The sequence below is a fragment of the Streptomyces sp. NPDC093111 genome (assembly GCF_040683955.1).
Classification (GTDB): domain Bacteria; phylum Actinomycetota; class Actinomycetes; order Streptomycetales; family Streptomycetaceae; genus Streptomyces.
In genome coordinates, this window is the sequence record NZ_JBFBNW010000014.1 from 203,971 (window position 1) to 224,181 (window position 20,211).

Annotated in this window: 18 protein-coding genes; 7 read left to right on the forward strand and 11 right to left on the reverse strand. The window is 74.0% G+C overall.

Annotation, left to right across the window (positions count from 1 at the left end; all coding sequences use genetic code 11):
* Positions 1-798: 798 nt before the first annotated feature.
* The 7 genes from AB0Q96_RS25390 to AB0Q96_RS25420 form a co-directional block, all read right to left on the reverse strand.
* Positions 799-1,455: a class F sortase gene (locus tag AB0Q96_RS25390; RefSeq protein WP_365329393.1), complete on the reverse strand. Its 657-nt coding sequence runs from the start codon at positions 1,453-1,455 to the stop codon at positions 799-801.
* Positions 1,456-1,612: 157 nt separating this feature from the next.
* A complete protein-coding gene (locus AB0Q96_RS25395; RefSeq protein ID WP_365329202.1) occupies positions 1,613-2,383 on the reverse strand; it encodes a hypothetical protein in 771 nt (256 codons plus the stop codon).
* 124 nt (positions 2,384-2,507) lie between these two features.
* Complete coding sequence (locus tag AB0Q96_RS25400; RefSeq protein WP_365329204.1) at positions 2,508-3,968, reverse strand: citrate:proton symporter; 1,461 nt, start codon at positions 3,966-3,968, stop codon at positions 2,508-2,510.
* Between the two features lie 285 nt (positions 3,969-4,253).
* Entirely contained in the window at positions 4,254-4,937 is a 684-nt protein-coding gene (locus AB0Q96_RS25405; protein ID WP_365329395.1) for a TetR/AcrR family transcriptional regulator, read from the reverse strand.
* 19 nt (positions 4,938-4,956) lie between these two features.
* On the reverse strand, positions 4,957-6,231 hold the full coding sequence (locus tag AB0Q96_RS25410; RefSeq protein ID WP_365329397.1) for a hypothetical protein: 1,275 nt from the start codon (positions 6,229-6,231) through the stop codon (positions 4,957-4,959).
* An 89-nt stretch (positions 6,232-6,320) separates the two neighbouring features.
* Positions 6,321-7,124 (reverse strand): hypothetical protein, encoded by an 804-nt coding sequence (locus tag AB0Q96_RS25415; protein ID WP_365329207.1) that lies wholly within the window; start codon positions 7,122-7,124, stop codon positions 6,321-6,323.
* Entirely contained in the window at positions 7,121-9,214 is a 2,094-nt protein-coding gene (locus tag AB0Q96_RS25420; protein ID WP_365329208.1) for a right-handed parallel beta-helix repeat-containing protein, read from the reverse strand. Before AB0Q96_RS25420 ends, AB0Q96_RS25415 begins: the two co-directional genes overlap by 4 nt.
* A gap of 150 nt (positions 9,215-9,364) precedes the next feature.
* Between AB0Q96_RS25420 and hmgA the strand changes: the two genes are divergently transcribed.
* Genes hmgA through AB0Q96_RS25435 form a run of 3 tightly spaced genes read left to right on the forward strand, consistent with a single transcriptional unit; the run spans position 9,365 to position 12,705 of the window.
* Positions 9,365-10,678, forward strand: coding sequence for a homogentisate 1,2-dioxygenase (hmgA, locus tag AB0Q96_RS25425; protein ID WP_365329210.1), 1,314 nt, complete (start codon positions 9,365-9,367; stop codon positions 10,676-10,678).
* 42 nt (positions 10,679-10,720) lie between these two features.
* Complete coding sequence (locus AB0Q96_RS25430) at positions 10,721-11,470, forward strand: GntR family transcriptional regulator (RefSeq protein WP_365329212.1); 750 nt, start codon at positions 10,721-10,723, stop codon at positions 11,468-11,470.
* Between the two features lie 14 nt (positions 11,471-11,484).
* The gene (locus AB0Q96_RS25435) at positions 11,485-12,705 is read left to right on the forward strand and encodes a type ISP restriction/modification enzyme (RefSeq protein WP_365329214.1); all 1,221 of its coding nucleotides are present in this window, start codon (positions 11,485-11,487) and stop codon (positions 12,703-12,705) included.
* A 21-nt stretch (positions 12,706-12,726) separates the two neighbouring features.
* On the opposite strand, the gene AB0Q96_RS25440 is transcribed toward AB0Q96_RS25435, so the two are convergent.
* Positions 12,727-13,446 (reverse strand): TetR/AcrR family transcriptional regulator, encoded by a 720-nt coding sequence (locus AB0Q96_RS25440; protein WP_365329216.1) that lies wholly within the window; start codon positions 13,444-13,446, stop codon positions 12,727-12,729.
* An 86-nt stretch (positions 13,447-13,532) separates the two neighbouring features.
* On the opposite strand from AB0Q96_RS25440, the gene AB0Q96_RS25445 reads away from it, so the two are divergent.
* Both AB0Q96_RS25445 and AB0Q96_RS25450 read left to right on the forward strand, forming a co-directional pair.
* The gene (locus tag AB0Q96_RS25445; protein ID WP_365329218.1) at positions 13,533-14,489 is read left to right on the forward strand and encodes an ATP-binding cassette domain-containing protein; all 957 of its coding nucleotides are present in this window, start codon (positions 13,533-13,535) and stop codon (positions 14,487-14,489) included.
* Entirely contained in the window at positions 14,486-15,262 is a 777-nt protein-coding gene (locus AB0Q96_RS25450) for an ABC transporter permease (protein ID WP_365329221.1), read from the forward strand. Before AB0Q96_RS25445 ends, AB0Q96_RS25450 begins: the two co-directional genes overlap by 4 nt.
* A gap of 151 nt (positions 15,263-15,413) precedes the next feature.
* Here AB0Q96_RS25450 and AB0Q96_RS25455 read toward each other — a convergent pair whose 3' ends face one another.
* The gene (locus AB0Q96_RS25455) at positions 15,414-15,680 is read right to left on the reverse strand and encodes a hypothetical protein (RefSeq protein WP_123955266.1); all 267 of its coding nucleotides are present in this window, start codon (positions 15,678-15,680) and stop codon (positions 15,414-15,416) included.
* 276 nt (positions 15,681-15,956) lie between these two features.
* Here AB0Q96_RS25455 and AB0Q96_RS25460 point away from each other — a divergent pair, with 276 nt between their 5' ends.
* Complete coding sequence (locus tag AB0Q96_RS25460; RefSeq protein ID WP_365329223.1) at positions 15,957-17,606, forward strand: serine/threonine-protein kinase; 1,650 nt, start codon at positions 15,957-15,959, stop codon at positions 17,604-17,606.
* Here AB0Q96_RS25460 and AB0Q96_RS25465 read toward each other — a convergent pair.
* Positions 17,590-18,399: an SGNH/GDSL hydrolase family protein gene (locus tag AB0Q96_RS25465; RefSeq protein WP_365329225.1), complete on the reverse strand. Its 810-nt coding sequence runs from the start codon at positions 18,397-18,399 to the stop codon at positions 17,590-17,592. The genes AB0Q96_RS25460 and AB0Q96_RS25465 overlap by 17 nt on opposite strands.
* A 211-nt stretch (positions 18,400-18,610) precedes the next feature.
* Between AB0Q96_RS25465 and AB0Q96_RS25470 the strand changes: the two genes are divergently transcribed.
* Complete coding sequence (locus AB0Q96_RS25470) at positions 18,611-19,747, forward strand: DUF5925 domain-containing protein (protein ID WP_365329227.1); 1,137 nt, start codon at positions 18,611-18,613, stop codon at positions 19,745-19,747.
* Between the two features lie 48 nt (positions 19,748-19,795).
* Here the strand turns inward: AB0Q96_RS25470 and AB0Q96_RS25475 are convergent, their stop codons facing one another.
* Positions 19,796-20,170 (reverse strand): GntR family transcriptional regulator, encoded by a 375-nt coding sequence (locus tag AB0Q96_RS25475; RefSeq protein ID WP_365329229.1) that lies wholly within the window; start codon positions 20,168-20,170, stop codon positions 19,796-19,798.
* Between the last annotated feature and the right edge of the window lie 41 nt (positions 20,171-20,211).

Sequence of the window (20,211 nt, forward strand, 5' to 3'; positions counted from 1 at the left end):
GGCCCCTTCCCGCCGGACCGCCCACTCGGGCACACCGGCACGGAGGCACCCCGGGGCCGCCCCGACCGTCTTCCCGATGCCTGATGCCCGATGCCTGATGCCCGATCCTCGCCTTCCGCTTCCCCCGGTGTCCACGGGCACCCCGGACAGCCCTGCCGCCCGCGAACTGGGGGGTTCCGCCTTGCCGGGGCGGTGGGCGGTGGGCGGTGGGCGAGGGGACGGGGATGCGGGCGCGCGGGCGCTGATCCGGATGCCGATGCGGATACGGAGGTGTCGGCGGCGCGGGGCAGGCGGTGGCAGCGCACTGTGCGCGGAGGGGGCGCGCGGCCCCACGGCCTGGCGTCGCCGTGGCCCCGGACGGCTGGTCGGCGGACCGGCCGACCGCGGAGTGCTCCGTGCGGGAGAGGAGTGTCCCGTACCGGCGTCTCCGCTGCCGTCCTCGGGCTGGGTCCGCCCGGAGGCGGGGCGCGGTCCCGAGGAGGAGCGGGACCGGCCGTTCCGGGCGACGGCGTGGCCGCTCGGCGTATCGGGTGCGGAGCGGCCGTGATGCTGGTGCCGGACGATCTCCACGCGGCTGACGCGGGCTCTTTTCCGGCTCCACGATCATTGTGCGCGCCGGGCCGGCGCCCCCGGAAGGGGGTTGGCGATGACTCGCCACCACATGACGGCGCTCCCGGCGGCGGGCCGGGAGGCGGGCGGCGGCGCTCCCGGCGGAGGTGGCGGGTCCGGCGGGCGCGCGCCGGGTGGCGTGAGCCCGCCGGGGCGGGGCGGGCGCGGCGGAGGGGCGCCCCGGTGGGGTCAGATCACCCGGTCGACGCCCGTGAGGTGGGCGAAGACGACGATGTTCGACTCGTAGCCCGCCTTGCGGTCGAAGGTTCCGCCGCAGGTGAGCAGGCGCAGTTCGGGGCGGCCCGTGCCGCCGTAGACCTCCTTGTCGGGGAAGGCGGACTTGGCGTACGTACGGACCCGGTCGACGGTGAAGACGGCGACGCGGCCGTCGGCGCGGGCGATGCGGACGGTGTTGCCGGGGGCGAGGGAGTTGAGGTTGAGGAAGATCGCCGGTCCGGTGCGGGTGTCGCGGTGGCCGACGACGACGGCGGTGCCGCGCTCGCCGGGGGTCGGGCCGTCGGCGAACCAGCCGACGACCCGCGGGTTCTCGATCGGCGGGGTGGCGAGGACGCCGGACGCGTCGAGGCCCAGCTTCACGACGGGCGCCTCGATGGTGATGGCGGGGACGGCGAGGGTGGTGGGGTGGGATCGCCCCAGGGGTGCGGGTGGGGGCTGGGGTTTCGCCGTGGCGGGGGCCGCGCGCGGGAGGCTCTTCGGCTTCTGGTCTCCCGGGGCCGCGGCCGGCCGTGCCACGCCGTGTGCGGCGGTGCCGGCCGCGAGGGCCGGCCCTTCCGGCTCCCCGTCCTGGGCCCACCAGACGACGCCGGCGACCAGGGTGAGGGTCAGGGCGACGGTGCGGGCGAGCCTGAGGAGCCGGCGCTGCCTGCGGGTGGTGGGTCTGCGCGAGGCAGGCCCGCGCGGGTGGGGCCGGCGCGGGCTCCGCTCGTTCGGGGAGACGGAGGGAGCCCGGCCGGTGGATACCGTCCTGCGCGGGGAGGGGGACCTACGCGGCGCCATCGTTGCGGCGGCGCGCACGACGGATGAGGATCAGGCCGGCGGTGCCCGCCAGACCGGCGGCGACGGCGGATCCGACGCCGAAGGCGGAGCCGTCGTCCGAGGCGGTGGTGTCGGCCGCTCCGCCGCCGCCCGCACCGACGGGACCGTGCGGCGGCTTGTGGTGGCCGTAGCCGCCGTTGCCACCACCGCTGTCGCCGCCTCCGTTGTAGCCGCCCCCGTTACCACCGCCTCCGCTGTAGCCGCCGCCGCTGCCGCCCCCTCCGTTGCCGCCGCCTCCGTTGCTGCTGCCTCCGCCGGTGGGAGGCGGCGTGGTCGGCGGGGGTGTGGTCGGCGGGGTGGTGGAGTTGTCGCAGTTGACCCGGAAGACCTTGCTCTTCTTGGCGCCCTGCTGGCCCACCCACGTCACCTCGACCTTGTACATGCCGTCGGGGAGCGTCATGTCGGGGCTGTAGCCGTTGTGGGCGGAGTCGAGGGCGATGTCGCCCGACCGTACCGCCGGCGGGGTGCCCGGGGGCTGGTTGTAGATGTCCCAGTGGATCGTGGAGAGGTCGTTGAAGTTGAAGGCGGCGAAGTGGAACTCGCAGACCTGGGGGTCGTTGCTCTGGTCGGGCTCGACCGTGCCCGCATGGTGGACCTTGATGTCGCCGTCGTCTCCGGGGGCCGCGAAAGCGGCGGGAGCGCCGGCCAGGGTGACGGCACCCAGGGCGAGGCCGACTACGGCGGCGGAGAGCAGGGGACGGGCAGCCTGAGCGGTCATGCGGAGTTCCTCCAGTCGTCTACAGACACCGGCTCAATAGGCCGATAATCTGACTATTGGTCATCGCATGACTACGGAGGGTGGCACCGTGCCGTGCCACCCTCCGACTTCCACCCGTCCGGGCCTAGATGATCCCGAAGAGGATCCCGGCCGCGAGGACCACCAGCGAGGTGAGCGCGGCCCACTTCACGGTGAACCGGGTGTGGTCGCCGAACTCCACCTTCGCCATGCCGACCAGCACGTACACCGCCGGGACCAGCGGGCTCGACATGTGCAGGGCCTGGCCGACCAGCGAGGCGCGGGCGATCTCCAGCGGGGACACTCCGTGCGCGGCCCCGGCCTCGGCGAGCACCGGCAGGACACCGAAGTAGAAGCCGTCGTTCGACATGAAGTAGGTGAGCGGGAGGCTCAGCACACCGGTGACCAGCGCCATGTGCGGCCCCATGCCCTCGGGGATGGCGCCGACCAGCCAGTCGGCCATGTGCTTGACCATGCCGGTACCGGTGAGCACGCCGGTGAAGACGGCGGCGGCGAAGACCATGCCGGAGACGTTGAGGACGTTGTCCGCGTGGGCGGCGATACGGGCCTTCTGCTCGCCCATGTTCGGGAAGTTGACCGTGAGGGCGAGCGCGGCGCCGAGCAGGAAGAGCACCGGGATCGGCAGCAGCTCCATGATCATCGCGGCGAGCAGGACGACGGTGAGGCCGGCGTTGAACCAGTACAGCTTGGGACGCAGGGTCGCGCGGTTCGGGTCGAGCCCCTGGAAGCCGCCGCCGGCCTCCTCGTCGGCGCCCGTTCCGGCGGCCTCGGGGAGCTCCCCACCGGAAGCCGCCCCGGTGGCACCGTTCGCGCCCTTGCCCGCCTTGCCGCCCTTGCCGCCCTTGGCACCCGTGCCGACACCGTTCCCGCCGGCCCCGACCAGCACGGTCTCGCTCTCGGCCTGCGGGACCAGCGCCTCGTCCAGGCTGAGGTAGCCGATGCGCTTGCGCTCGCGGCGGCCCAGGACATAGGCGAGGGCGAAGACGAAGAGCAGACCCACGGCGAGCGCCGGGATCATCGGGACGAAGATGTCGGCCGCGTCCAGCTTGAGCGCGGTGGCCGCGCGGGCCGTCGGACCGCCCCAGGGGAGGGTGTTCATGACGCCGTTGGCGGTGGCGGCGACACCGGTCATGACGACCAGGCTCATGCCGAGGCGCTTGTAGAGCGGGTACATCGCCGACACGGTGATCATGAAGGTGGTGGAGCCGTCACCGTCGAGCGAGACGATCGCGGCGAGCACCGCCGTACCGACCACGACACGCATCGGGTCGGCCTTGCAGAAGCGCAGGATGCCCCGGACGATCGGGTCGAACAGGCCGACGTCGATCATGACGCCGAAGTAGACGATCGCGAACATCAGCATCGCGGCCGTCGGCGCCAGCTTGCCGACGCCTTCGATGACGTAGTCGCCCAGCTGGGCCCCTTGTCCGACGGCGACGCAGAACAGCGCGGGAATCAGCACGAGCGCCGCGATCGGCGACATCTTCTTCGTCATGATCAGGACCAGGAAGGTCGCGATCATGGCGAAGCCGAGGATGGTCAGCATGGGAGGACACCTCACGTTCACCCTTGAACTCCCGCCAGAGCGGCGGTGCGGATGACGGTAGGTGGCCGGTTCCGGCGTTAACAAGATGTTGACGCGTGAGCAATACGAGCAAAACCCCAGGTCACAGCAGGGGTGCTCGACCCGGGGGGACCTGTACGGGGGCGCGGGACGCTGTCCGGCCGGCTGCCGCCGGAGCGCGGAGGGCGTCGCGGGTCGGTCCGCACGGTCCGTACAGCCCCTACGGTCCGAGGCGGAGCATCAGGCCGAGGCGCCGCTCCGACCGCCTCAGTCGAGGGAGGGCGCGAGGTAGGCGCGGAGCAGGGCGCGGGTCTCGGCGATCAGGGCGGGATCGCCCGACGGGTCGGCGCGGAAGGCGAGTTGGAGCAGGGCGTCGGTGGCCTCGACACCCACGAGCACCTTGCGGCGCAGCGCCTCGTCGGCGGTGCGGCCGAGGGGGCCGGCGAGCAGGCCGCAGATGCGGTCGGCGACGAGCTGGTTGGGGGGCTCCTCACCCGCCTCGCCGGGGGCGGGGATGCCGAAGTCGACGCGCGCGAAGCCGGGCACGGTCCGCTTCATCGCGATGTACTCGTCGAGGACGGCGTCGACGAGTCCGACGGCGGTGGCCGCCCGGTCCCCCTCGGCGGGCGGCACGTCGAGCCGGGTGGCGATGCGGGCGGCGTAGCGGTCGAGGTTGCGGTGGGCGAGGGCGGTGGCCAGGGCCCGCTTGTTCGGGAAGAAGCGGTAGACGGACCCGATGGGGACGCCCGCCCGGGCGGCGACGGCCCGGGTGCTCAGCTGCTCGTAGCCGGTCTCGTCGAGGAGTTCGGCGCAGGCGTCGAGGATCCGGGCGAGCCGTTCGGCGCTGCGCTGCTGGACGGGGGCGCGGCGGAGCGCCGGAACGGTCTGCGCGGCCTGGGCGGCGTGGTGCGACGGCGGGAACTGCGGGTCGGACTGGGGCACGGGGACCATCATGCCGTTCCGGTCGGGGTCAGGCGATCAGCAGCCCTATGCCTCCGAGGGTGTACGCGATCATCAGCGCGAACAGCGGGAGTTGTCCGGCCACGGCCCGGTCGGGCGGGAAGAGGCGGACGGAGCGGTCGTGGGCGGCGATGACGCCGAGGACGTGGCCGATGACGATCGAGGCGACCTGGAGGGTGGCGAGGCCGCCGGGGCCCAGGGGTGGGGCGGGCGTGGGGGCGTTGTCAGTGCCCGCTGCCATGATGACGGTACGTGGTCCTTCGGTGGCGAAGAGTGAGAAGTAGTGGGCGACGAGGTAGCCGAGGGCGATGGGCAGGAGCGAGTGGGCGAAGGAGGTGAGCGGGGTGGTGAGTTCGCGGTTCAGCAGGCGCAGGGCGCCGGCGCAGAGTCCGTAGAGGAGGGCGACGAGGGCGACGGAGGCGAGCAGTCCGAGGGTGGCGGTGGGGGTGCGCCCGAGGGCCGAGGTCTGGAGGACGCCGATCCAGCGGGGGTTGTCGGAGAGGCCGTCGTAGGCGGTGGAGCCGAGGAGGACGCAGACGGAGGCGACGAGGCCGGGGACGGGCGGGGTGGCGTCGAGGCCGTTGAAGGGGGAGCGCAGGACGAGGCGGCCGTCGGCGCGGCGGCCCAGCGGGGAGAGCCGGGCGAGGAGGGAGGAGTAGGCCTCGAAGGGGTCGGCGTGGGCGAACCAGTCGGGTCCGTGGCGGGCGGCGCCGAGGAGGTGGACGGCGGTGTGCGCGCCGAGGGCGGTGAGGAGGACGGTCGAGGTGGTGTTGTCGGGGGCGACGAGTTCGAGCCAGGTGAAGAGGAGGAGTCCGGCGGCGGCGGGCCGGATGCCGAGCCGGGCGGGCAGGGGGCGGGGCGGGTGCCCCGCGGGGAGGAGGCGCCGGAGCAGGGCGTGGAGGGTGCGGAGCGGGTTGAGCAGGCGCCAGACGGGGCCGAGGAGGAGGGAGGCGGGGACGAGTCCGACCCAGAGCAGGACGTAGACGGCGCCGGGCGCGGGGTTGCGGTCGGGGTCGTCGGGGCCGAGGAGGAGGAAGAGGACGAGGAGGAGCGCGGCGGCGGCGCCGAGGGCCCGCAGCGCGGTGCGGGTGGCGGGGGCGTCGGCGAGGCGCTGGACGGCGGCGGGCAGGGGGCGGCCGGCCCGGTCGCCGCGGAAGCGGGAGGAGGACCAGAGCAGGCCGAGCGAGAGGAAGGAGACGAAGAGCGCGGCGAAGGCGCCCGCGTAGGCGTAGAAGGGCGAGAGGGGCAGGTCGTGCTGGGCGCCCACGCCGTGGGCGAGCGGCAGGGTGGCCGGGCCGGGCCCCGGCGGGCCGGCGGCGTGGAGTCCGGCGCCCGCCAGGCCGGCCGCCAGAGCGCCGGCCTCGGCGAGCCCCGTCATCGGACGACGAGTTGGGTCAGCACGAGTCCGGACTCGTGGGTCTCCACCTCGAAGAGACCGGTGCGGTCCACGGTGAAGGTGAGGGTGGCCGGTTTTCCGGCGGGGAGGGGGAGTTCGCGGTCGTAGCCGTGCACGTGGAGGGTGTCGGTGCGGTCGCTGGTGACGCGGAGGGTGAGGAGTTCGCCCTTCTTCAGTTCGACCCGGGACGGGGGTGGTTGTACGGAGTCGCCGCTGACGGTGACGGTGAGGGTGCGCCCGGCGGGGGTGGCGGGCGGCGGGGTCGGGGTCGCGGCGGAGGCGGTGCCGTCGGTGTCGGCGAGGCGGACGGTGGCCTCGACGGGGCGTCCGGCGACGGCCCAGGCGGTGTGGTCGTCGGCGTACAGCCGGGCGGTGAGGGTGCGGGCGCCGGCCGGGACGTGGGCCCAGGGGCCGTAGGCGCGGGCGGTCTCGCGTCCGTCGAGGAGCAGCCGGGCGTGTCCCCGGCCGAGGAGGGCGCCGCCGCCGGTGCTCTCGGGGGTGAAGCGGAACCTCTCCACCAGCAGGTGGACGTTCCAGCCGCCCTCGCTGTCGGGCCGGATCTCCACCCGTACGCCGGGCGCCCCGGCGGCGGGCACCTCGCGGAGGCGGTGTCCGGTGGTGTCCTTGGCGGTGAGGAGGGTGCCGTTGCCGCCGGTGGCCTCCTGGTGGGTGGTGCCGGGCTTGTGGTGGGTGGTGGGGCGTCCGCCGCATCCGGAGAGCAGGGTGACGCCGACGGCGAGGGCGAGCAGGGTGCGGGCGGCGCGGGCCGTGCGGGCGTTCACGCGGCGCCGCCGGTGGCCGCCGGGGTGGCGGGCGTCGCGGGGGCGGTGGGCGGGGCCGGGGCCCGGGCGGGTCCGCGGGCGCCGGCGACGATCACGGCCCACAGCACCCAGACCACGGCGAGCAGTCCGCGCACCCAGGCGGGGCTGACGGGGATCCAGGGGATCATCAGGACCGCCTTGTCGAAGGCGTCGAGGAGGGTGAGGGCGCCGAGGGCGACCGTGGTCCAGGCGAAGACCGGGCGGGTGCCGCCGGCCCGGAGGGCGAGGCCGATGCCGGTCCACCACAGGCCGGTGAGGAGCAGGGCCAGGGCGGGGACGGAGGTGGGGGTGAGGGCGAGGGTGGAGCCGGCGACGTCGAGGACCAGGCCGGCCAGGCCCAGGGCGGTCGCGACGGCGGCGAGGCGGCTGCCGCGCAGGCGGCGCCACCAGAGCAGGGTGCCGACCAGGGCGAGGACGGCGGCGATGCCCAGGGTCAGCTGGGTCTCGACGCGCTGGATGCCGCGCGCCCCGTACCAGTCGCAGCCCGCGGGCAGGCGGCGGGCCTGGACGTTGTAGTCGGCGCAGACGAGGAGCTGGGCGAGCTTGACCGGTTCGCCGGCGAGGCGGCGGGTGTTCCCGGAGACCTCGCCGCGGGCGGTGCCGCAGGCGGGGAGGGCGGCGGGGGTGCTCGCGGCGGAGTCGGACTGCCAGCAGTTGCCGCCGCCCTGGCCGTCCCACCAGACGTCGGTGCGGTTGGGGCGGGAGGCGCCGGAGCGGTCGACGCCCAGGTGGTTGCCGGCGTAGCGGTTGTGGTGGGAGGTGTCGGTCTGCTTGCCCCAGGCGGATTCGCCGCGGATGAAGGCGGGGACGGCGCTGAGGAAGAAGGCGGCGCGCTGGTGCCCGTACACCCAGTTGTTCTCGTAGAGGTTCCAGTTGCCGCCGGCGGTGATGATGCCGGTGCCGGGCGGCATGGAGATCTGGGGGCAGACGACGCCCTGTTCGTAGCCGCGCTCGACGGGCGGCTTGGCGCAGGTGCCGTCGGCGACGTACTTGTAGTAGGAGGCGTTGTTGTCGTGGATCAGGTTCCGCTCGAAGCGGGCGTGGTTCTGCGGGAGTCCGGGGTGGCCGGGGAAGGCGGAGTCCATGGAGGCGCCGCCCATGTTGTGGTCGAACTCGTTGTCGTGGACGTAGACCGAGTCTCCGGCGGTGCCGCTGTAGCCGACCATGTTGTGGTGGCTGCGGCAGCCGGTGATCTCGATGGAGTAGCGGGGGACGTCGTAGCCGCGCCCGTCGTTGATGTTCGAGGCCGAGCCGGGGTAGATGCCGGAGTCGCCGTTGCCGTAGGACTCGCAGTTCTTGTAGAGGCCGTGGTCGGAGGCGAAGGTGAGGAAGCCGTACTCGTCGTTCCAGCGGGTGAGGACGTCGTCGATGACGAAGCCGTCGCCCGCGAGGATGTACAGCGAGTTGAAGGTGGTGCGCTGGGCGGTGAAGTTGCGGAAGTAGATGCCGTCGGAGCCGTCGGCCCGGATCGCGTTGAGCTTGGCGTACTTGGCGTCGACGACCACGTCGAGGCGGGAGGCGCCGGTGCCTTCGACCTGGAGGTTCTTCTTGCCGAGGATGGCGACCAGGTTCTGGTTGTGCGGGCACCGCTTCTGCTGCTCGTAGCTGAGGATCTGGTAGCCGAGCCCGGAGAGCGGTGCCTTGAGGGCGGCGCAGGCGCCGGTGGGCGCGGGCAGCGAGGGCTCCTCCTCGTAGAGCCCGGGCAGGATCGCGATGGTCATGCCGGGCCGGTTCACGGCGTCGACGGCCTGCTGGAGGTGGCGGAAGCCCTGCCGGGTGCCGGGGGCGGTGCAGCGCGCGTACAGGGCGCGGTTGCGGTCCTTGAGGCCGGCCGGGAAGGCGGCGATCCGGCGTTCGAAGTCCGCCCGGTCGGCCTTGCAGACGAGCAGGTCCGGCTCGCCGGTGCGCAGCACGGGCACGCTGCCCGAGCCGTCGGGCAGGGTGACGGGCCGTTCCTCGTGCGCCTGGGCCGCGGGCGCGGCGACGAGGGTGGCGGCGAGGGCCGCGAGTACGGCGGAGAGCGCGAGAACGAACCTTCGGGTCCACGACATGCGCGAGAGAGTAGAGCATTGTTCATCTTTTGGAACCCCCTGTGCACGCACCTCGTCCAAGAGCTCCTGAAAAGAGCCGTTGACGCGAGCGGGAGCAGAATCCTACGGTCATGCATAGGATTGTTGTGAGCGTCAGGACAGGAGCACGCGATGAACGCGGAACAGGCCGGCAAGACGGCCGCAGCGCTGAGCTACAGCACGGGATTCGGCAACGAGCACGGCTCCGAGGCCGTCCCCGGCGCCCTGCCGGAGGGCCGGAACTCGCCGCAGCGGGCCCCGCTCGGCCTGTACGCCGAGCAGCTCAGCGGCTCCGCGTTCACCGAGCCGCGGGCGCACAACCGGCGCTCCTGGCTCTACCGGATCCGCCCCTCGGCCGCGCACCCCCCGTTCACCCGGACCGACAACGGCGGCGTGCGCACCGCGCCGTTCACCGAGACCGTCCCCGACCCCAACCGGCTGCGCTGGAACCCGCTGCCGGAGCCCCCGGCCGGCACGGACTGGCTGGCCGGCCTGTGGACCCTCGGCGGCAACGGCGACGCCACCCAGCGCAGCGGCATGGCCGTGCACCTGTACCACGCGAACGCGCCCATGGAGCGGGTCTTCAGCGACGCCGACGGCGAGCTGCTGATCGTCCCCGAGCACGGCGGGCTGCTGCTGCGCACCGAGCTCGGACTGCTCGCGGTCCGCCCCGGCGAGGTCGCGCTGGTCCCGCGCGGGGTCCGGTTCCGCGTCGAGCTCCTGGACGCGACCGCCCGCGGCTACGTCTGCGAGAACTACGGGGCGCCCTTCCAGCTCCCCGACCTCGGCCCGATCGGCGCCAACGGCCTGGCCAACGCCCGCGACTTCCGCGCCCCCGTCGCCGCCTACGAGGACGTCGAGGGCCCGGTCGAGGTGGTCAACAAGTACTGCGGCAACCTCTGGTCGGCGACCTACGGGCACTCCCCGCTCGACGTCGTCGCCTGGCACGGCAACCACACGCCGTACGTCTACGACCTGCGCCGTTTCAACGTGATCGGGACGATCTCCTACGACCACCCGGACCCGTCGATCTTCACGGTGCTCACCTCGCCGTCCGACACCCCCGGCCTCGCCGGCGTCGACTTCGTGGTCTTCGCGCCGCGCTGGCTGGTCGGCGAGGACACCTTCCGCCCGCCGTACTTCCACCGCAACGTGATGAGCGAGTACATGGGCCTGATCGAGGGCGCGTACGACGCCAAGGCGGAGGGCTTCGTGCCGGGCGGCGGCTCGCTGCACAACATGATGTCCGCGCACGGCCCCGACCGGGAGACCTTCGACCGGGCCAGCGCCGCCGAGCTCAAGCCGCACAAGGTCGACGACGGCCTCGCCTTCATGTTCGAGACCCGCTGGCCGATCACCGCCACCCCGCAGGCCGCCGGGGCCGACCACCTGCAGCAGGGCTACGACGACGTATGGCAGGGTCTTCAGCGCCACTTCCGGCCGTAAGGTCCTGGCCTGAAGTCTCGTAGTCGTCGTACGGAGAGAGCCGTGACCGCCTTCGCTCCCGACTCGCTGGTCCTGAACCGGAAGCTGCCGCTCTGGTACCAGGTCTCGCAGTCGCTGCGCGCCTCCATACTGGGCCGCACCCCTGACGCCTCGCTGCGGCTGCCCACCGAGGAGCAGCTCGCCGCGCACTACGGCGTGAGCGTGCTGACCATGCGCCAGGCCCTCAAGGAACTGGAGGAGGAGGGCCTGATCAGCAGGCACCGGCGGCGCGGCACCTTCATCGAGCCGGGCGCCCGGCGCTCCGCCCCGCGCCGGCTGCTCGGCTCGATCGACGCGATCGTGGCCCAGCAGTCCGGCGAGCGGACCACCGTCCTCGGGCACGGCACCCAGCCGGTCCCCGGCGAGCTCGCCGAGTACTTCCCCGGGAGCGCCGAGGTCGCGGTCTACCGGCGGCTGCGCGCCGACGGGGAGAGCGGCGAGCCCACCAACTGGGCGGAGAACGCGGTGCTCCCGGAGATCGCGGCCGGCATCGATCCGGCCGACCTGGAGCGCTGGCCGATGACGAAGGTGCTGCGGGACCTGGTCGGCGTCCGGATCAGCCGCATCACGGACACCGTCGAGGCCCGGCTCGCCGACCCCGAGACGGCCGCCCTGCTCCAGGTGCCGCTGCTCTCGCCGATCCTGCACTACACCGGCGTCAGCTACGACGACGACGGCCGGGTGGTCGACGTGGCCCGCATCCGGTACCGGGGCGACCGCTTCTCCTTCACCGTCACGGTGGAGGCGCACTGACCGGCGTCGTTAGCATGCGGGGCGTGACGGAGGACCTGCCGCTGCTCGACGCGCCCCTGCTCGACGACCTCATGCCGTGGTCCACGGCCCCCTTGCGGCTCGGCCGCTCCTGGATCGTCGCCCCCGACCCGCGCACCCTCAGGGCCCGCTGGGACCGGCTCGTGGCGGCGCGGGGCGCGGAGCGCGAGGCGCTGTTCCGGCCGAGCCGGGCCCGGACGCCGGCGAGTTCGGTGGCCGCGCTGCCCGGACAGCGGACCGGCACCGTCCGGTTCTCCCGGGAGGCGGGCCCCTGCCCCGAGCCGGTACGGCTCGCGCACGGCCCCTTCGACGAGCAGTGGCTGCTCCCCGACCACCGGCTGATCGACTCCGCCCGCCCCGAGCTGTGGCGGGTCGCCGACGCGCACCAGCTGTTCGCCGTCGAGCAGGGGTACGTGCCGGGCGCGGCCGGTCCCGCGCTGCTGGTGACGGCCGCGCTGCCCGACGGGCGCTCCCCCGCCGGCCGCCCCGGCCGGATCCGCCCGCTCTTCCGCCGCCCCGGGGGCGCGGAGCCGAACCTGGCGCCGGGCCTGCTGCCGCTCCTGCGCGCACGGTACGGGTCCGGGGTCGCCGCGACGGACCTGCTCGGCTGGGCGGTGGCGGCGGGCGTGCCCTCCCCCGCGGGCTGCCGGGTGCCGCTGCCCGCCGACCCGGAGGTCTGGGCGGCGGGCGTGGCGCTGGGCCGGGAGCTGATCGAGGTGCAGCTGCGCGGGGCCGGGGGCGGGGCCCGGCCGCGGCTGCCGGGCGGGCGCCGGCCCTACGTACGGGCGGCGGTTCCGGCCCGGCCGACGGAGCTCGGGTACGACCCGGCGGAGGAGGTCCTGAGCCTGGGCGAGGGGCGGATCTCCCCGGTCCCGGCGGCGGCCTGGGAGTTCGAGGCGGGGGGTGCCCGGATGCTGGAGCAGTGGTTCGCGCACCGGACGGCGCCCGCCGAGCCGGGCAGCCTGGAGGCGATCGGGCCGGGCGGCTGGCCACAGGAGTGGACCTCGGAGCTGCTCGAACTGATCACGGTCCTCGCCCTGCTCGCCGGGCGCGCGCCGGAGCGTGCGGCGCTCACGGCGCGGGCGGCCTCGGCCGGAGTGACCCGGGAGGCGCTGCGGGCGGCCGGGGTGCTGCCCGTACCGGAGGGGGCGCGCCGCCCGGCGTCCGTGCTCGACCATCAGGAGGAGGGCCCGGAGGGGCAGTTCACGCTCCTGTGAGCGGGCCGGTGGCAGTCCCCGTCAGGCGCCCGGCGGCGCGAAGGAGTCGAGCAGCCGGGCGATGGACAGCTCGAAGACCTCCTCGGCGTCGACGGGCTCGGGGGACGCGGTGAGCAGCGCGGCGAGGTGCGGGTAGGCCCCGCCGGCCAGCTGCCCCCTCAGATAGGCGCCGCGCACCGCCTGCTCCTGCTCCTCGGACCAGGGGAGTCCGCGGGCCCGCTCGGCGATGGCCTGCTCGTTGCGGACGGTGGCCATCACGGTGCCGTTGACCATCGCGATGAGCTGCATCTTCAGGCCGGGGTGCACGTCCAGGGGCTCCAGGCAGCCCAGGCACCACTCCAGGTAGCGCAGGGCGTGCGGGCTGAATCCGTAGGCCGTGGTCATCACGCGGGACAGCCACGGGTGCCGGTACATGAGCGCGCGGGTCTGCCGGGCGAGGCCGGTCATGTCGGCCCGCCAGTCGCCGCTGGGCGCGTCGGGGAGCTCGTACTCCGCGCACGCCGCGTCGACCATCAGCTCGTACAGGTCCTCCTTGCGCGGCACGTAGTTGTACAGCGACATGGTGCCGCAGCCGAGTTCGGCGGCGATCCGGCGCATGGAGACCGCGTCGATGCCGTCGGCGTCGGCGATGCGCACGGCCACGGCCGCGATGTCGCTCCGGCTGTACGCCGGTCTGGGGCCTCGGCCCGTGCGCTCGGGGCGCGCCCAGATCACTTCGGGTTCGGCCGCTCGGCCCGTCATCGCTCATCACCTCGTCGCCCCATCGTAGTGACGCCCTCGGACGCACCTTGTTACGTACAGCGTACGTAATGCGCTATCGTCGCCGCATGACAACTACGTACGCTGTACTTAGTGAGGGTCTGCAGAAGCGCTATGGCGAGGTGCACGCGCTGCGCGGGCTCGACCTGGCCGTGCCCGAGGGCACCGTCTGCGGAGTGCTCGGCCCCAACGGGGCGGGCAAGACCACCGCGGTGCGGGTGCTCACCACCCTCACCGCCCCCGACGCCGGGAGCGCCCGGGTCGCTGGGCGGGACGTGGTCCGCGACCCCGCCGGGGTGCGCGAGCGGATCGCGGTCACCGGGCAGTACGCCTCCGTCGACGGCGACCTCACCGGTGCCGAGAACCTGCGCCTCTTCGCCCGCCTCCTGCGCGCCCCGCGCTCCCGCGCCGACGAGCTCCTGGAGCGCTTCGGGCTCACCGAGGCCGCCGGGCGGCCGGCCCGCACCTACTCCGGGGGCATGCGGCGGCGGCTCGACCTGGCGGCGAGCCTGATCGTCCGGCCGCGGGTGCTCTTCCTGGACGAGCCGACCACCGGGCTCGACCCGCACAGCCGGGGCGAGATCTGGGACGCCGTACGGGGGTTGGCGTCCCAGGGCACCACCGTGCTGCTCACCACGCAGTACCTGGAGGAGGCCGACCAGCTCGCCGACGAGGTCGTCGTGATCGACGGGGGCCGGGCCGCCCACCGCGGCACCCCGGCCGAACTCAAGGCGCTGATCGGCAGCTACGCCGAGATCGTCGTCGCCCACCCGGCGTCCCTGGAGGCCGCCGCCGCGGTCCTCGACCGGCTCACCGGCTCCGCGCCGGCCCTGGACGCCGAGCGGGGCGCCGTCGGCGCGGTCACCACGGACCGCACGCTCACCCTGCCCCGGATCGTGCGCGAGGCCGACGCCGCCGGGATCCAGCTGCTCGACGCCTCACTGCGCCCGCCCACCCTCGACGAGGTGTTCCTCCGCCTCACCGGCCGCGAGACCCGCCCCGAGCCCCAGGAGGCCGCCGCATGAGCTCCCTCGTCCACGACGGCGGCGCGCTCCTCGGCCGCCACCTCCAGAAGGTCCGGCACGCCCCGGCGATCACGGTCATGACGCAGACCATGCCGATCGTCTTCCTGCTGTTCTTCGGATACGTCTTCGGCAGCGCGCTCGCCATGCCGGGCGCGGACTACCGGACCTACCTGGTGCCGGGCCTGCTGGTGGCGACCGCCGCGAACGGCGTCATGACCGGCATGTTCCAGGCCGCCCAGGACACCCACCGGGGCGTGACGGACCGGCTGCGCACCCTGCCGATCAGCCGGGCCGCCGTGCCGCTCTCCCAGGCGCTCGCGGATCTGCTGACGACCGCGGTCGGCATCGTCCCGCTGCTCCTGGTCGGCCTCGCGATGGGCTGGCGGATCGAGGGCACCGCCCTGGAGGCGCTGGGCGCCCTGGGACTGCTGCTGCTCTTCCGCTTCGCCACCACCTGGGTGGGCATCCTGCTCGGGCTCGCCTCGCGCAGCGAGGAGGCGGCCGGACAGCTGGGCAGCGCCACGTTCATGCTGCCGCTGCTGTCCAACGCGTACATCCCGACGGACGGCATGCCGGGGTGGCTGCGCACGATCGCCGAGTGGAACCCCATCTCGGCCGTGACCACGGCCGTACGGGAGCTGTTCGGGAACGCGTCCGTGCCGGCGGACGCGGCCTGGCCGGTGGCGCACCCGGTGGCCGGGGCGCTGCTGTGGTCACTGGCGCTGCTCGCGCTCAGCGCACCGGCCGCGGTACGGCGCTACGCCCGCGCCTGAGGACCGCCGGGTCCGGACGCGGACGGAGTGAGGCGCCGGACGGGCGGGGACACGTCCGGCGTACCGGCGGGACGAACGGCCGGAAGCGGGCCGAGCGGAACGGGCGGGAGCGATGCGTCGGGGTACGCGGGAGCCCGGTCCGGACGGTCCGTCAGCTGTGGTTGCCGAAGAGGGAGCGGCGCAGTCGGCGCAGCGGAGCGAAGAGCGAGACCCGCGAGCTCCGGCTGCGGTGACCGTGCACCGGGACCTCACGCGCGGTCAGCTCCCGCATCAGCAGCGTCGCCTCGGCCGCTTCGCGCTGGGGCACGGCAGGGCCGCCGAGCACCGCGAGATGGCGGTCCAGTCGCGAACTCGTCGCGCTGCTCCCGCAGGTAATGGCAGGCACACGCGGCCTGCTGCGCATTGCTATCTGTTCCATGTCACTCCCCACCCGTACAAGGGCACCCGGCCCGGGCAGGTTAACCCTATCGCCCCGCTACGACACCCGTGTATTCCGGCCGCAGGATTCACCGCACGTGTACGGGGGTTGACGATCACTGTCCGAATCCGTCTGATTCCAGGGTGAGTTGGACAGCGGTCGAACGCCTGTCGAACCGTCACGAACCATCCTGCACGGGCGGCCCCCGGCGGCACGCGTCAGGGCGGGTGTGATCTCCGCCACCCGCGGGCGCGCCGCCTCGGCTACCGTGGAGGGATGACGGTGATCGCGGGTCGGTACCGGCTTCTGGACGTGCTCGGCGAGGGCGGGATGGGCACCGTCTGGCGCGCCCGGGACGAAGTCCTGGGCCGCGAGGTGGCGGTGAAGGAGGTCCGCGCCCCGGCCGGCCTGCCGGCCGAGGACCGGGAGCGGCTCTACGCCCGTCTGGAGCGCGAGGCGTGGGCCGCCGCGCGGGTCTCGCACCGCAGCGCGGTCACCGTGTACGACGTGGTCACCGAGGACGGCCGCCCCTGGATCGTGATGGAGCTGGTCCGCGGCCTCACCCTCGCCGAGACCCTGGAGGCGGAGGGCCCGCTGCCGCCCCGGCGGGCGGCCCTGGTCGGCGCCGACGTGCTCGCCGCGCTGCGCGCCGCGCACGGGGCGGGGGTGCTGCACCGGGACGTGAAGCCGGCCAACGTGCTGCTCGCCAACGACGGCCGGGTGGTGCTCACCGACTTCGGCATCGCGGCCGTCGCGGGCACCTCCCCGCTCACCATGACGGGTGAGCTCATCGGCTCCCCCGAGTACCTCGCGCCCGAACGCGCGATGGGGCGCACGCCGGAGCTCGCGGCGGACCTCTGGTCGCTCGGAGTGCTTCTGTACGCCGCCGTCGAGGGAGCCTCGCCGTTCCGGCGCGACACCGCGCTCGACACCCTGCGGGCGGTCGTGGACGAGGAGCCGGTCCCGCCGGAGCGCGCGGGACCGCTCGCGCCGGTGATCGAGGGGCTGCTGCGGAAGGACCCGGAGCGGCGGATGTCCGCGGAGGACGCCGAGGAGCGGCTGCGCGTGATCGGCGCCGGCGGCACCCCGAGCGCCGGGCCGACGCGGGCGGAGACGTACGGACCGTTCCCGGCGCCGCTTCCCGGCGCGGGCGGTCCCGGCGGCCGGACCGGCGGCTCCGGCGGACCGGGCGGCCCCCACGGCCCGTCGGGTCCCGGGGCCACCACCCCGCTGCCCGCGCCCGGGACGCCGCCGCCCGGCTCGGAGCCCGGGGAGCGGCGGCGCGGGCGCACGGCGCTCGTCGCGGGGATCGTCGCGCTGCTCCTCGTGGGCGGCGGACTGACGTACGCGGCGCTGCGGGACGAGAACCCCTCGCCCCCGCCCGCCCCGCCGGAGACGACGAGCGCGCCGGCCACGGAGACGACAACGACGCCGACGGCGGCGCCGACCACCGGGGCGCCCACCACTCCCCCGTCGACCTCGGCGAGCACGCCGGCGACCTCGGTGGTGGTGTCCGTGCGGGCGGACCGCGCGCGGTACGAGGGGGCCTGCCCGCCGCCGCAGGACCGGGCGCCCGCCTTCACCGCGACGTTCACGGTGGGCGGGACGCCCGCCTCGGTGTCGTACCGCTGGGTCACCGAGAGCGGCGAGGGCCAGGACACCGCGTGGCGGACGCTGGAGTTCCCGGCGGGCGGTCCGACCGAGCGTCAGGTGACCCGGATCCAGGCGGTGTACCGGCCGGACGGGACGCTGGAGGACCGGATCGGGGTGGAGGTGCGCTCGCCGGTCACCGTGCGGTCGGGCCTGGTCGCCTTCTCGGTGACGTGCGAGCGGGTGACCCCGACGGGCGGGGCCACCACTCCCACGGGCCCGCCGGCCACGAGCTCGGCCGGCACGCCCGCGCCGGGTGCTACACCGCGCCCTTGAAGCTGGGCAGGTAGCCGCCGGACTGGCCGGCCGCGGTGGGGTGGTACGACTCCCCGATGTTGAGCCAGTTGACGCTGTGCAGCCACGCCGTGCCGGAGGCGCAGATCTCGTGCCCGGTGAAGGCGGGGACGACGCTCGCGAAGGTGAAGCCGTGGTTGGCGGCTCTCTTGGCGGTGGCCGTGTTGAGGTAGTCCGAGGCGTCGTTGATGGCGCGCCGCTCGTTCTCGCTCAGACCTGCCGCGCAGGTTCCGCCGAGCTGGTAGAAGCGCGGGTAGCCGAGCACCACGACCCGGGCGTTGGGCGCCTTGTTGTGGATCGCCGTGTACACCGAGTCGAGGTTCCCGGGCAGCGTGGAGTCGACGTAGGCCTTGGCCTGATTCACGCGGTTGATACAGGTCGCCTCCGACTGGAGGACGCAGGTGGTCATGACGTCGGCGAAACCGGCGTCATTGCCGCCGATCGTGACGGACACCAGGTCAGTGGCGGTGGAGAGCGGTCCGAGCTGATTGGCCGTGACATCACCCGTTCGGGCGCCCGAGCACGCGGTGAACGCGAAGGACGAGGGGGCGTTCGCGTTCTTCCAGAGGACCGGATAGGCCTTCGTGGAGCGCTTGCAGTCGCCGCTCGCGCTGTCGTAACTCCCGGAGCCGACGCCCGAGGAGTACGAGTCGCCGAGCGCCACGTAGTCGAGTGCGGCACTCTCGGCCGCCTGCGCGGTTCCCACCCCGGTGAGGGCGAGGACGGCACCGAGCAGGAGCGAAGAGGAGAAAGCCGTAAAACGGGACAGTTTCATGGGACCTCCTGTAGCAGGATCTCTGCGTTACCAGGTAGTAGCAGTCGAACCGGCGCGCTGGAAGTGTCCATGCCAAAACTCGTGGCCGATTACCCCTGACTTCCTTTCAGAAACCATCAAGATCAAGCCATCTGAACATCGGTCGGCCCCCGCGGAACGTCCCGTTCAAAACCCCGTGCACGGAATGCCCGGTTGCCGGATCATGGACGCCATGTCAGCCAACGAAGCCCAGGGCACGGCGGGGGAACCGTCCGGGAAGCCGTCGAGACCCGAAGGGGCACTGCCCATCCGGCTCAACGTCGACGACAGCGACTCGCCGTCGGACGTCGTCGACGCGCTGTTCCTCGGACGCTTCACGACCGGGGAACAGCCGCACGCCCTGAGCACCACGCTCGACCGGGTCAAGCCCGCCGCCACGCTGCTGCCCGGCGGCGCGCGACTGCTCCGGGCCACCAAGGACGACGACCGCAGCGCGCTGCTCGCCGAGGGCGAGGGGTGGACACTGCTCGTCTCCCGCTGGAGCCGGGGCGCGGACGTCACCGTCACCGCGACCGACGCCGCCCTCGCCGAACGGGTCCTCAAGGAGGCCACGGACGGCGCCAAGGACGAGCCCGAACCCCAGCCGGAGAACGTCGCCATGGGCTTCTGGTACGTGTCGCCCCGGCGCGGCCCGCACCGGACCACCCGGCAGATCGGCGCGGGCACCTGGGAGGAGATCCGGCCCAACTACACGGCGCCCGTCGCCGGCGCGATGGACCGGCTGATGGCCGTCACCCCCGAGGACATCACCGGCCGGCTGCTGCTGCTCCACGGCCCGCCCGGCACCGGCAAGACCTCCGCCCTGCGCACCCTCGCCCGGTCCTGGCGCGACTGGTGCCAGGTCGACTGCGTCCTCGACCCGGAGCGCCTGTTCAGCGACGTCGGCTATCTGATGGACATCGCGATCGGCGAGGACGAGGGCACCCCGAAGGGCCGCTGGCGGCTGCTGCTCCTGGAGGACTGCGACGAGCTGATCCGCGGCGAGGCGAAGCACACCGCGGGCCAGGCGCTCTCCCGGCTGCTCAACCTGACGGACGGCCTGCTCGGCCAGGGCCGCAACGTCCTCGTCGGCGTCACCACCAACGAGGACCTGGAGCGCCTGCACCCCGCCGTGGTCCGCCCCGGCCGCTGCCTGGCCCGCATCGAGGTCGGCCCGCTGACCCGCGCCGAGTCGGTGGACTGGCTGGGGAGCGAGGAGGGCGTGGGCCGGGACGGCTCGACCCTGGCGGAGCTGTTCGCGCTACGGCGCGGGACCTCGGCGGTGGGCATGCCGGAACAGCGCGCCGCCGACGCCGGGTTGTACCTGTAGCGGGGCCCGGCGCGGTCCGCGCGCGCCGTGGCCCACGGCCGCGGGGGCTCAGTCGTCGAACGTCGCCCGGATCGCCTCGGCGACCGCCGACTCCGCCGCCTCCCGGCTCAGCCCCAGTCGGCGCGCCTCCGTCACGTACGCCGCCGCGGCCGTGGCGGCCAGGCGGGAGGCCGCGTCGGAGGCCGCCGCGACGAAGGTGCCGTTGCGACCCCGGGTCTCGATCACCCCGTCCCCTTCCAGGGCCTTGTACGCCTTGGCGACCGTGTTCGCCGCGAGCCCGAGGTCCTCCGCGAGGCCCCGCACCGTCGGGAGCTTGTAGCCGACGGGCAGCTCCCCCGAGCGGGCGCTCTCCGAGATCTGGGCGCGGAGCTGTTCGTACGGAGCGGTGGTGGAGTGCTGGTCCACGCTGATTCGAAGCGTCACCCGCCCGATTGTGCACCCGGCCGACGGGAAAATGGGAGGCG